General features: G+C 52.8%; 12 protein-coding genes. 1 reads left to right on the forward strand and 11 read right to left on the reverse strand.

Annotated features, from left to right (window positions below; translation table 11 throughout):
- The 7 genes from B3F49_RS09800 to deoD form a co-directional block, all read right to left on the reverse strand.
- Positions 1 to 907 (reverse strand): UDP-N-acetylmuramoyl-tripeptide--D-alanyl-D-alanine ligase (locus B3F49_RS09800; protein ID WP_293910714.1); only part of this gene is annotated, 907 nt, incomplete at its 3' end.
- The gene (locus B3F49_RS09805; protein WP_293895387.1) at positions 904 to 1,248 is read right to left on the reverse strand and encodes a hypothetical protein; all 345 of its coding nucleotides are present in this window, start codon (positions 1,246 to 1,248) and stop codon (positions 904 to 906) included. The genes B3F49_RS09800 and B3F49_RS09805, both read right to left, overlap by 4 nt.
- Before the next feature lie 13 nt (positions 1,249 to 1,261).
- Complete coding sequence (gene rsmH, locus B3F49_RS09810; protein ID WP_293910716.1) at positions 1,262 to 2,152, reverse strand: 16S rRNA (cytosine(1402)-N(4))-methyltransferase RsmH; 891 nt, start codon at positions 2,150 to 2,152, stop codon at positions 1,262 to 1,264.
- The gene (gene mraZ / locus B3F49_RS09815) at positions 2,152 to 2,607 is read right to left on the reverse strand and encodes a division/cell wall cluster transcriptional repressor MraZ (protein WP_293895381.1); all 456 of its coding nucleotides are present in this window, start codon (positions 2,605 to 2,607) and stop codon (positions 2,152 to 2,154) included. The genes rsmH and mraZ overlap by 1 nt, the downstream gene beginning before the upstream one ends.
- 240 nt (positions 2,608 to 2,847) lie before the next feature.
- Positions 2,848 to 4,443, reverse strand: a complete 1,596-nt coding sequence (locus B3F49_RS09820; protein ID WP_293910718.1) for a glycoside hydrolase family 57 protein — start codon at positions 4,441 to 4,443, stop codon at positions 2,848 to 2,850.
- Positions 4,443 to 5,174 (reverse strand): DUF4912 domain-containing protein, encoded by a 732-nt coding sequence (locus B3F49_RS09825; RefSeq protein ID WP_293910720.1) that lies wholly within the window; start codon positions 5,172 to 5,174, stop codon positions 4,443 to 4,445. The genes B3F49_RS09820 and B3F49_RS09825 overlap by 1 nt, the downstream gene beginning before the upstream one ends.
- Before the next feature lie 90 nt (positions 5,175 to 5,264).
- Positions 5,265 to 5,972, reverse strand: coding sequence for a purine-nucleoside phosphorylase (gene deoD / locus B3F49_RS09830; RefSeq protein ID WP_293910722.1), 708 nt, complete (start codon positions 5,970 to 5,972; stop codon positions 5,265 to 5,267).
- Between the two features lie 97 nt (positions 5,973 to 6,069).
- Between deoD and B3F49_RS09835 the strand changes: the two genes are divergently transcribed.
- Positions 6,070 to 8,409 carry a DUF3536 domain-containing protein gene (locus B3F49_RS09835; RefSeq protein ID WP_293910723.1) on the forward strand — a complete coding sequence of 780 codons (2,340 nt, stop codon included), beginning with the start codon at positions 6,070 to 6,072 and terminating at the stop codon, positions 8,407 to 8,409.
- Here B3F49_RS09835 and B3F49_RS09840 read toward each other — a convergent pair.
- The 4 genes from B3F49_RS09840 to B3F49_RS09855 form a co-directional block, all read right to left on the reverse strand.
- Entirely contained in the window at positions 8,396 to 8,665 is a 270-nt protein-coding gene (locus B3F49_RS09840; RefSeq protein ID WP_293910725.1) for a GNAT family N-acetyltransferase, read from the reverse strand. The two genes, B3F49_RS09835 and B3F49_RS09840, sit on opposite strands and share 14 nt — an antisense overlap.
- A 2-nt stretch (positions 8,666 to 8,667) precedes the next feature.
- Complete coding sequence (recN, locus tag B3F49_RS09845) at positions 8,668 to 10,341, reverse strand: DNA repair protein RecN (protein WP_293895366.1); 1,674 nt, start codon at positions 10,339 to 10,341, stop codon at positions 8,668 to 8,670.
- On the reverse strand, positions 10,334 to 11,197 hold the full coding sequence (locus B3F49_RS09850; RefSeq protein WP_293910727.1) for an NAD(+)/NADH kinase: 864 nt from the start codon (positions 11,195 to 11,197) through the stop codon (positions 10,334 to 10,336). Before B3F49_RS09850 ends, recN begins: the two co-directional genes overlap by 8 nt.
- 10 nt (positions 11,198 to 11,207) lie before the next feature.
- The coding region (locus B3F49_RS09855; RefSeq protein ID WP_293910729.1) for a DegT/DnrJ/EryC1/StrS family aminotransferase at positions 11,208 to 12,306 on the reverse strand (1,099 nt) is incomplete at its 5' end.

Genomic DNA, 12,306 nt, shown 5'->3' on the forward strand with positions numbered 1-12,306 from the left:
GTGCTCCCAGGTAACGAGCCACCCTGATCGCCCCCACTACATCTTCAAGCAGGTGACGCCCTACTGATTTCACACTGAAGGTATGGCCTTCATAGGTGAGCATCCAGCCGTCGAGGCCGAGATCGATTGCAGAGATCTCATTGGAATCGTAGCGGACAAGATTCCTCCCTGCAACACGCTCGATCAGGTCGAGATGGGAGCAATTGCTGCTGACAAACCCGGCTTCCAGGCCAGGATGGAAGATCCGTGCTTTCTGCTCGGCGATCACCTCTTGGCTTCCCATCTTTTCCAGGTGGGAGATGCCGATGTTGGTAAGCAGGGCGATCGAGGGCTTGAGCGTGCCGACCATCCTGTCCATTTCGCCTACATGGTCGATGCCCATCTCAAATACCCCGTACCGGGAGTCTTCCTGCAACCCGAACATACTCAAGGGAAGGCCGTATTCACTGTTCAGGTTTCCCGGTGTCTTGGCAGTCGGGCCCATGACTGCTGTTATCCTGGAAAGGGCTTCCTTGGTTGTGCTCTTTCCGCAGCTCCCGGTGATTCCGATGGTCTTGACCGACGACAGGCGCTGCAGGTAGCTTTGTGCCAAATCGTGCAAGGCCGTCAGCACGTCATCCACCGCAAGAACCGGGCAGCTCACACGTGCCCTCGCCTCTTTGGCACGGCTCTTGGGCACCACCACCGCTGCAGCGCCTTGGTCACAGACATCCGAAAGGAATGAAAACCCATCGTTTTTCTCGCCTTTCAAGGCAAAAAAGAGAGATCCCTTGGTGCAGGCACGGCTATCGATCTGCACATCGGTGATGAGGGTGGTGTTTGCGTTCAGGCAATCAGCGTGCATCAACGGTGCTATGGAGGCGGCGGTGAAGCGGCATGCATCGATATGCTGGTATCCACTACTCATAGCATGCTCCTTGCCACCATCACCACAGCCTCGGCCTTGATCGGCTTAAATTCGATGTCTTGTTTCCATGCACCATGCACAAGTGCCTCCGGCATGCTGAGGCTGGCTATTGAGGCCTTGAGGACCTGTTGCTCCTCTTCCAATACCTGGCGGTTCTTCAGCAATGTCTGATATTCAACTTCAAGGGCACGGTTGACACCTTGTTGCCACAGGGGCATGAAAATGGCTCCCATGACACAGAGCAACATAAGAATGATGACCAGCTGCTCGACATGCCGTGTTCCACTCTGCTTGTGCGTCGGTCGTTGCTTCAGATCAGTAGTATACCAGTCGTTGCCCATATCCCACTCCCTTTTAGCGTTTCTCTATGATGCGCAGTTTGGCACTCCTGCTTGCTGCATTCTCCTCTCGTTCCTGATCGCTCGGGATCAGGGGTTTCTTGGTAAGAAGACGGATAGTCGGCTCATCGCCTTCAGCCATTCCCTTGAACAGCCACTTGACCTGCCTGTCCTCCAGCGAATGAAAGCTTATGACCGCCAAACGCCCTCCGCTCTTCAAAGCCTTCACCGCCCCCCGAAGCGCCGGCTCGATCCGATCAAGTTCCCTGTTCACCTCAATCCTGATGGCCTGGAAAGTCCGCGTCGCCGGGTGTATGTGACCATACCGGTAATTGGCTGGAACCGCCTTGTAAATGATCGATGCAAGTTCTTCGCTGGTTGCAATCTTTGCAAGCTTGCGTTTTTCAACGATGGCCCTGGCTATGCGCCTTGAATACCGTTCCTCACCGAAGTTGAAGATGACATCGGCAAGCCGCTCTTGCTGGTATCCGTTCACCACGTCATACGCACTGATCGGGGCATGCTCATCGAGGCGCATGTCAAGGGCCTCGTCCTTGCGGAACGAGAAGCCCCTTTGCGACTCTTCATAGTGAAAGCTGGAAATTCCCAAGTCGAAGAGAATCAAGTCATACACCTGCTCCTCCCCCTGGTCAAAAAAATCGTTGAACCACATATTCTTTGGAATGAAACGGCCGGAGAACTCCTTCATCCGCTCAATAGCCTTCTGTTGTATGGCCGAATCACGGTCGAGGCCTATGACGGTCAGCTTTGGATAGGTTGAGAGAAAGAGATGGGTATGCCCCCCCTCGCCGCAGGTGCAATCGACCATGATGGCTTCGCTGTCCTTGCCGACAACCAAATGTTGGAGGATTTCTTGGGCCATGACTGGATAGTGCACGTACTCCATTATTGTTCCTCCCTGATCATTTCGCTGAGCGATTGGGCGGCGTCGAGGAATTCGCCCATGCTTGTGTGCAAGTATTGCTCATACTCGCTCTTGTTCCAAAGCTCCAAGTAGTTGCCGGTTCCCAGCAGCACCGATTCCTCTTTCATACCGAGTCCTACGCTCTCCCTGAGGCTTGCGGGAATGTTGATTCTTCCGACCTTGTCAAATTCGCACAGCTGTGCAGGTGCTATCATGCCCCGCTGCAGGATGCGCAACTTTCGGTCGAACATCGAACCCGGGCCGTTCATGATTGTGTTCTTCAATTTCTCAAAATCGGTTGGGAGCATAAGCCACAGGCAATTTTCCAGGCCGCGGGTCACATACAAGGCATCTCCATCGAGTGCTGTACGCAATCGGGAGGGAATGAGAATGCGACCCTTGTCGTCTATGGTGTTGTAAAATTCACCAGTCAACATGCCTTTGCTCCTCTGTGATTCCCACAATGTTGGGATTTTTTCCCACTTGTACCCATTAATGTACACTTCTTACCACCAGTACACAACCAATGATCTCCCCCTTTCACCGTCCAAACACAACAAAATTCACCTGCCATGCTTAACAGGTGTAAGCCTATTCCTACAATGTTGGAGGTTTGTCGGTACACAAAAAAGCCCCTCCCCGGTTGGAGAAGGGCTGAGAAATCAGAAAAAAGGGGCTTATCGGTCTGGATTGAAGATATTGTAATCTATATCGCTGAAGATGATATCTCGCTTTTCAGCTTTCACCAGCCATTCGGTATTGACTGCATTCTTGCACATATTCCCATAGACCACGTTGAAATTCCTCAGATGGTCGCGTACCCGTTTTTCGGCATACGCGGTGCTGCTCTTATTGAACAGGACGAACGGCCAATCGCTGGCCATGGCGAGCAGGACCTCCCTTGCGGCTTGGTTGAGGAAGCGCTGCTTGAGACTGATCTGGTCGTTGAACCTGACTGCAAGCTCCTCCATCCGTTCGATGGCCTTGTGGATGTGACGATAGGTCCATGCATTGGAGCCGTCAAGCCATACTGCGCTGTACCCGCCTTGTCCCCAGGACGAGAAGGCAGGCCGTGCAGTCTGCAGACTGGTACCCTCTTTGGAAAGGAAAAGCGAAGGAGTGACCAATGAGATCTCCTCACCTTCTTTTGCGGCAAGACGGATGACTTGATCAAGCCACTCAATTCCCTCAAACCACCAGTGGCCGAACAGTTCGGCATCGTAGGCAAGGGTGAACAGTGGGGCTACGCCCATGGCAGAAGAGAGCTGCCGTCCTTTCTTTTTCAGGTTGTAGATGAAGTTGTGGGCGTGTTCAACTACTCTCTTTTGCGCTTCGGAGCGCTGATACGGCACCTTTTGGTCGGTGTGGCCGGTGATCGCCCAGTACTTGTATCCGGTGAAGACACGGACTGACGGTTCATGGATATAGGGTTTGATGTACTCCATCGGCAGATCGTAGCCGATATCGCGATAGAACTCCCGATAGGCCTTGTCGGTCGGATAGCCGCTGGTGTTGGACCAGACCAAGCTGGTTCCTTGGAAATCACGGGGGAAAGCGGCAACACCGTTGGGACATCGCACTGGACGATAATTACCGTACTGCACCTTGTCGGGGGAGAGCAGCATGCTCTGGCTTGCCGTTTGGAACCAGGAAATCCCATGGTACTTGAGATTTTCCTCCAGAGCCGGGTAGTAGCCGCACTCAGGCAGCCAGAAGCCTTTGGGAAGATGACCGAAGGTGGTCAAAAACGACTGTACACCGAGCTCGATCTGGGCATTGATGGCCGTCGGGTACTCGGTGTACAACGGCAGGTAGGCATGCGTTGCTGCGGTGGTGACAAGCTCCAGATGCCCGGAGGTCTCCAAGGCCTTGAAACCATCGAGGATATTGGTACGGTAGAGGTCCTGATAATCGGAGAGGTTCTGCTTTGCCTGGGCAAGGTAGAATTGGGCCATTTCCAGGAATTCCGGTTGTTCGTTGCCGCAACGCTCGACTTCCTTCTCTCCAAGCTCGATGAGCCGCTCCTCATATTGAACGAACCGCTCCTGAAGGACGGGATCGGTAAGCATGCAGCACAGGGTCGGAGAAAGACTGATTGTGAATTTGAAAGGAACCTTGTCCGCCTTGAGCTTGTTGAACATCCTCAAAAGGGGCAGATAGCTCTCACTGATGGATTCAAACAGCCAGTCTTCCTCAAGGAAACGGGGGTATTCGGGATGACGTACAAATGGAAGATGGGCATTCAGGATGAATACAACGGAATTGGCAGGCATTAGAGCACCCCCTTGCTCAAGAATTGAGCGATATCACGAATCACTGCATTGTCAACAATTTCCCCTTCCTTGGTCACCAAGGAGGAAAAATGAATCGTAAACAGGTCTTCGTCCAGAGCAAGTTGTTCTCCATTGTTTTGCCAGTACGAGGAATGAGTCTCCACGCTTTTGCTCTGAGCGAGAGACATCTCATTGCCCTTGTGGTCGCGGTAGCACAAGTCCACCAGATAGGAGGAACCCATATTCGGCAGGTTGATGTTCCACTGGGTGTCCTCACTGGTAATAGCGATATCGAAGGTCTTAATCTCGTTCGTGTCGAGCACTGTCTCTTGCACCCGCAAAAAAAGAAATCCGTCCAGCTCCCCTTGCTCGCCGAATACGGTATGCATGGCCGATTGTGAGAGAGACCAGTAGGCGTATGCCCATTGGGGATCGCGAAGCAACAGATGGATGGATGTGTCAAAGTAACTTTCAGGAAGCTCCTCGACCCCGGGCAACCCATTGATATGCTGCATGGTTCCACGGTAATCGGTAAGGGAGTTGCAATATCGGTTCCGGTTGATCTTACCTTTCAAAGCAGCAGGTATTTCATCATCCTGGTCTTCGAATGCCTCCTCAAGAGCATCGATGAGCGCTTCTCGATCCAGTGACTGCCAGGTAGCAAGCCCTTCTTGTTGGGCAATGTACTGCAGCTCGGTAGTAGACAAGGAATCAATATTGATGAGAATCATGCTTACTCCCGCAATGCATCCAAACGGATGGTCTTTCGTTCAATCGTAAAAGAATCATCCGTCTTAGTCAACACAGTATAATACAAGGCCTTAGTCGAAGAGAGTCAGCAGGGCTAGATCCACCATGGCATTGAAGGTGATCTGCCGCTCTTTTGGGCTGACCTGCTCGCCGGTCAGCAAGGAGTCGCTGACAGTCAGCAGCGTCAAAGCCTCGATTCCCTTCAGACGGGCAAGGGTGTAGAGCTCGCACGTCTCCATATCGATGGCCATGGTCCCCACCGATCGGGCAATGGCTTTTTTTTGTTCACCATGCATATCGTAGAACTGGTCGCTTGTAAACACGTTTCCCACGGCAAAGCCAACCTTTGCCGCCTTTGCATGCCCATATGCCTTGTTCAGCAGTTCAAACGAAGCCGTCGGGGCAAATTGATACGAACCGAAACGGCTTTTATTGATGGCGCTGTCGGTGTCGGCGGCTTGGGCGATCAGGATGTCCTTGAGCTTGAGCTTTTCACTCATGGTTCCACAGGTTCCCACGCGAACAAGCCGTTTAGCTCCATACGAATCGATCAGTTCATTTGCATAAATGGAGAACGAGGGCATTCCCATTCCGGTTCCTTGCACCGAGACCCTGTTGCCCTGCCAGTAGCCGGTAAAGCCGTACATACCCCGTATCTCGTTATATTGGGTGACATCGGTCAAATAGGTTTGTGCTATGTGACGTGCACGCAGCGGATCGCCGGGCAAAAGAACCGTAGAGGCAATGCTCGAGGGATCAGCAACTATATGAATGCTCATAAGCTCCTCCTATCATCATATTCTCGAACAGAAAGGACTAAAGAGCAAGATGCATCTATTATCGATTGGAACGCTATGCTATACTTCGGCCTGCTATATGAAAACACTGCAAAAAGAGAAAACCTCACTCATTCTTCATGGGCATTTTTACCAGCCCCCAAGAGAGAACCCCCAGACCGGAATCATAGGAAAGCAGCTCTCTGCCAGCCCCTACCCGGACTGGAACGAACGGATCCATGCTGATTGCTACAGCGCAAACAGCCACTCACGCTATCTATCGGCGTATCGCAGGATCCTCAGCATGACCAACAACTATGCATACTTGAGCTTCAACTTCGGCCCCACCCTGCTTTCCTGGATGCAAAAAGAGCACCCCCAGACCTATGACCTGATCCTGGAAGCCGACCGACAAAGTGTGCAACGGTTGGGCTGGGGCAATGCCATCGCCCAAGCTTTCAACCACTCGATACTCCCACTCTGCACCAAGGAAGACGCCAGGACCCAAATCCTGTGGGGTTTGGATGATTTCAACAGGCGTTTCGGCAGGGAAGCCCAAGGCATGTGGCTTTCAGAAACCGCCATAAACCCCATGGTGGTCGACCTGCTCGCAGAATGCGGGGTATCATTCGTCATCCTCTCGCCCTGGCAGTGCCGTGCCATTTCCAAGGATGAGTCCAGCATCGAGGAACTCAATGGCAAACCGGCACCGTATGACAGGCCGTTCCTTCTGCAGGGCAAAAGCGGAAAAACCATCAACGCATTCTTCTACAACCCCCAGTTGGCGGAGGGCATCAGTTTCGGACACTTTCTCAGGGATGCAGATCAGTTGTACGAGCGGCTGCTGGCAATCAGGAACGGAGACAAGGTCCAGCTCATACACGCCGCAACCGACGGGGAAATCTACGGCCACCACGAGCCCTACGGGGACATGGCCTTGGCGGCCCTCATCAAGAAGGTCAACGATCGCGATGATTTCTCCTTCTCCAATTACGGGACCTACCTCGCTTCTCATCCGGCAACCGAATGGGCCCACCTGCATGAGGGTGAGGAAGAAAAGGGCACCAGCTGGTCCTGCCCGCACGGCGTCAGCCGATGGTATCGTGACTGCGGCTGCCATACCGGCGGTGATGAAAGTTGGAACCAGAAGTGGAGGACTCCCCTGCGCAAGGCGTTTGACAACCTCAGCCAAGCCATCGACGCAATCTACCCTACAGAAGTAAGGCGACTTTTGGGAGACCAGGTGCAGCCGGCTTCACTGCTGCATGCTTTCGCCCCGGTGGCTTCCGAGCTGATGGACATGCAGACTTTCCTGGCGCAGTACAGCGACAACCGGGAAGTACAGGTGCAGTTGGCCCAGTTGCTGCTGGCACAAAAGTACAAGCATTTCTCCTATACCAGTTGCGGTTGGTTTTTCAACGACCTTGCCGGTCTGGAACCCAGGCAGAACATCACCTATGCCCTGATGGCTGCCCAGCTCTGCCAGCAATTCAACGGTGGGGAACTGATGATCAACCTGCTGGATGACCTGAGCAAGGCAAAAGCAAATCGAAAGCAGGATGGAAACGGCCAAAGCCTCGCCATGGAGAGCCTGCAACAGCTCAAAGGAGAGGTTGAGGCTGCTCTGTACTTCACCTTGAACCGGAGGATTGCCAACAGCATCGACCATGCATCCACATATGGATACTTTGAGCTCGAGTCCTTCGCCCTGCAGGAAGACGGCAGTGTGAACCTGGTTGTCCTGAACAAGCAGTCCTTGGTCTGCTATGAGTGCAAGGCCGTAGACCTGCACCCGGCTGCCATGCAGCTCGAATACTCGATGACCATCCAAGGCTCCAACGAGAGCGAAGAGCAAATCTACTATCTGGACCACGAGGATATCAACTTGAGAATGCGCGATGAGCTGTTCGACCAGATTGACCGAACGGTATGCTCCTTTGACCAAAGCCAGATCAAGCAGCTTTCAAAGAACCTCGGCCACTATGCAAGCCTGGCTACAAACATACCTTATCTTCCAATGGGTTCGCTCTATCAGGAGCTGATCGGGTCCTCCCTGCAGGCAATCAAGAATCTTTTCATGTTCGGGGCGCTTGCGATGTGGGACGAGTTCAAGGGCGACTTCACCTTGATGCTCGATTTCTTCATCAAGTACGGCAAACAACCCGACCTTGATCTGATCCAAACCCTCTTCGACAACCAGATGACGGCCATGGCACAAAAAATCCAGACGTACGGACTGTATAATCTGAACAGCAGGTTCGTGCTGGAATTCTTGGACATCATCCGAAAGCGGGGTTTCCAACCCAATCTCACCGCCATCCAGGATGCTGTATATCCCTACCTGAGCATGCAAAAACAACTTCCGCAATCAACCGATGTCGATCTGATCAACAAGTTGGGTGACGTCCTGAACTTCGACATCAAGATTACAGGGTTGTGACCAAAGCCGATAACTCGGGATTTTCTGCAAGCACTCTTGCTGCATACGAACACAGGGGGACGATCAAACGTCCCTCTTTTTGTGCTTGTTCGACAACAAGCATCACCAGCATGCGGGCGATGCCCTGCCCCCTGAGCTGCGTCGAAACATAGGTGTGGTCGATGGTAAGTTTATCATTACCCGGCTTTCGGGTCACAATGCAGGCAACCGGGGGCTTGCCGTAGGCAAATCCGTTCTCGGTCTTGTAGTACTCCATTCTCAACTTCCTTTCTCCAACAGTTTCCTTGCATGCCCGAGGCTCTCCTGGCTGGTATCGTCTCCACTGAGCATACGGGCAATTTCCCTCTGGCGCTGTTCACCCTTGACCGGGGAAATGGTTGAGTAGCTCATTGCATTGCGAATTTCCTTGCTCACCACCAGATGATGATCAGCCTTGCTTGCAATGGACGCAAGATGGGTAATTACAATGACCTGATGCGTTCGAGCTAGGTTTTTAAGCTGCTCTGCAACCGAAAGCGCCACACTTCCTCCGATTCCGGCATCGACTTCGTCAAAGATCAGGGTGGGTATTGCGTCACTTTGGGCCAGCGAGGTCTTGACCGCAAGCATGATGCGGCTCAATTCTCCACCGCTTGCAACATCCTTTATCGAACGCATTTCAAGCCCTGGATTTGCACAAATCTGAAAGCTGACTTCATCAATCCCGCTTGCAGTCGGACTCGTTTGGGTAAAAGCAATGGAAAAGACCGCCTCCTTCATCCCCAAGGTTCTCAGCTTCTCTTCCACTTCGCCCGATAGAAGCAATGCCGACGCTTTCCGTTTGTCCTGGAGTGCCCGGGCTTGCTCAAGCAGTGTCCCGTAGGCAAGCTTTATCTGTTTTTCCAACTTGCTCAACACAATCTCCCCCTGCTCGGACAGAGAGAGCTTCTCCTTGCTTTTTGCAAGGAAGGCTTGCACGGCCTCCAGGTTGGGACCATACTTCTTCTTCAATCGCTGCAATTGTGCGAGCCGGCCTTGCAACCTATCCAGCTCCTCTTCACTATAGGCCATACCGTTGAGGTAGTCGCGAACGCTCTCGTAGATGTCCTCGATCTCAATCGTGGAGCTTTCAAGCCGTTCACCAAGGGTTTGCAGGGAGGGATCGGCCTTGCCTGCCAAATCCAGCTGGGTTTTCACCTGATGAAGCAAGGCCAGCGTGCTCAAGCCCTGGTCATTTCCGTGCAGAAGCGAGACCGCCTGACTCAATGCCTCGTGAATGTGCTCGAAGGATGCGATGACCTGCACCTGATTGGCAATCTCCTCATCCTCCATCGGTTTTGGGTTTACCTTCTCGATCTCATCGACGGCATAGCTGAGATAGTCCATTTCACGTTTTGCCGCCTCCAAGTCTGCTTGGACGCGTTCAAGCTCTGCTTTCAGGCTCTGGTACTGGTCATATGCGCTCTTGTATGCCGATTTTTCCGCCCCGCAAGAACCGAAGGAATCGAGGACTGAAAGCTGATGGGAGGTGGACAAAAGACTCTGATGGTCTCTTTGTGCACTGATGTCCAGCAACTCAGCGGTAATGAGGGCAAGCTCCGACCGTGTTGCCAACCTGCCTTGGATGGTTATGGAGGAACGTCCATTGCTCTTGATGGTTCTGCTTGCCACCAAGGTGTCGTCCTCCAGTTCCAGCTCTTCTTTCGCCAAATAGGAAGCCAGATGAGCTCCCATCGGTTCGGCAATATGAAACGAGGCGCTGACGGTTGCAGAATCGCACCCGCTTCGAATCGACTGGACCTCGGTTTTCTCTCCGAGCAACAGGGTCAAAGCTCCCAACAGGATGGACTTGCCGGCACCGGTTTCTCCGGTGATGACGCTAAATCCCCCAGGAAATTCGATGACGCTGTCCTCTATGAGTGCATAGTGATGTATCTCAAGCCGTTCAAGCATGCAGTCCTCCTCCCGACCAATTCAGTTTATCACGGAGTACTTCTATGAAATTACGCCTTTCGCTTGTGACCAACAGCGCCTTGCTGCGCGATTTTTCTACAATGATCACATCATCCTCCTGCAAAGGAAAGATTTGCTGGCCATCGAGGGAGAGCACGAGACCGGTTCTTTGCCCCTTGGGTATGGTCAATGTAATCCGTGATTCCCCGCTGACCACCAAGGGCCGGTTGGAGAGTGTGAAAGGACAGATCGGGGTGATGATCAGCGAGGAGAGGTCGACATCGAGGATGGGACCTCCGGCTGCCAGGCTGTATCCGGTTGAACCGGTGGGTGTTGCTATGATCATGCCGTCGGAGCGGAAAAACCCTGCATCGGTGTTGTCGATGCGCAGCGCCATGCTGATCACCTTGCTGATGCCGCTTGAGGATACGACCATCTCATTGAGGCCGTGACCGGTAAAGACCTTGGCCCCGTCACGAATGACTGCGGTGCGGATCATCAATCGCCTGCTGATGCAGTTTCTCCCCGAAAGGTAAAATTCGATGGCTTCCTGCCACTCATCGACCGATATCTCGGTGATGAATCCGAAGGTCCCCAAGTTGATCGCGAGAATGGGGATCCCAAGGTCCTGCAGGTATCGTGCACTGTAGAGGACCGTCCCGTCGCCACCGAGGCAGATAACCAAGTCGGTGCCTTCCTGTACCTCCAAGGGTTCATTTTCTGCATTGGTCGGGAAGACTGAATTCGAGATTCCCTTTGCATCCAGATACTCCGAGATGGTCTTTGAGAGTGCATGGGAAGCTTCCTTTCCCCAGTTTGCTATAATCAATACATGCCGTACAGGCCTCTCTTCCATGGTAGACTCCTTAGCTCAAGTGAGAAATGACTTTTATCAGCAGTTCAACTTCGCCCTGTTTCAGAAACGGATACAAAGGTAATGTCAGTGCTCTCAGATAGAGCGGAATAGCCTTCGGATAGAGGTCGAAGCGGTCGCCGGCATGCATGGCAAGCGTATCGGTGAAGGTTTTCTTCGCAGATACCTGATACTTGTTGGCAAATTTGATGGCATCCTCGGGCTTTGAGTCCAAGGCGACGCAGAAGCTGTACCCGTTGGGGAGAAAATCGATGTTGCCGATTCCGAAAATCCGATGTGGTGTCTTCAGCAGGGATTTTGCAAAGAGAGCATAGAGCTCACGACGTTTGGCCAGTTGCTCGCCGAGTGTGGCTAGCTGGATCATGCCAAGGGCTGCATTCATATCCGGCAATTCGATATAGGGACGTACTTGGGGGGCAAATGCTTTCACCGACTTTTGATGCGTTTCACCGGTATAGGCAAGGACTGCACCTCCACCGGTGCTTACGATGCAATCCTCTTCGAAGGCACAGAGAATCAGGTCGCCGAAACTTCCAGCCCTCCGGTCTTCATACTCGCTTGCCAGACTTTGGGTGATATCCTCAATGACGGGCACTCCCAGCTGCTTGTAATCGCAGGTTATCGGAATCTGGCACATGGGCAGGTGGATCAACAGGGCGCTGCAGCCTTGTTCGACGAGTCTTTGCGCTTCCTCTTGCGCAAGACACCCATGCTCGGGATCGATATCGCCGCACAGCAGTTCATAGCCCATGGACTCTACCACACTCTGATACCAGTAGGGAGAGAGGATGCTTGCTCCGATTTTTGCCTTGCCCTCCAATTCACAGGCTTGCAGTGCACAGCAAAGTCCATCCACATAGGAACGGAGGGCGATGCCGCCTTTGGCGCCGATCAACTCACAAAATTGCTTGAGAAATGCATTCTTTCGTTCGCCTGGACCGATGCGTTCATCGACCATGGTCTGCAATACAGCATCCATGTCTTTTCTGCGCAAGGTGGGTTTATGGAAAGGAATCAGTGCCACGAGAGCCTCCTCGCGAAAGTATATCCGTATTTGGCTGCAATAGGAAGGCCAAAAAAAGCCCTCCGAA

This window comes from Sphaerochaeta sp. UBA5836 (assembly GCF_002432845.1).
GTDB lineage: Bacteria > Spirochaetota > Spirochaetia > Sphaerochaetales > Sphaerochaetaceae > Sphaerochaeta.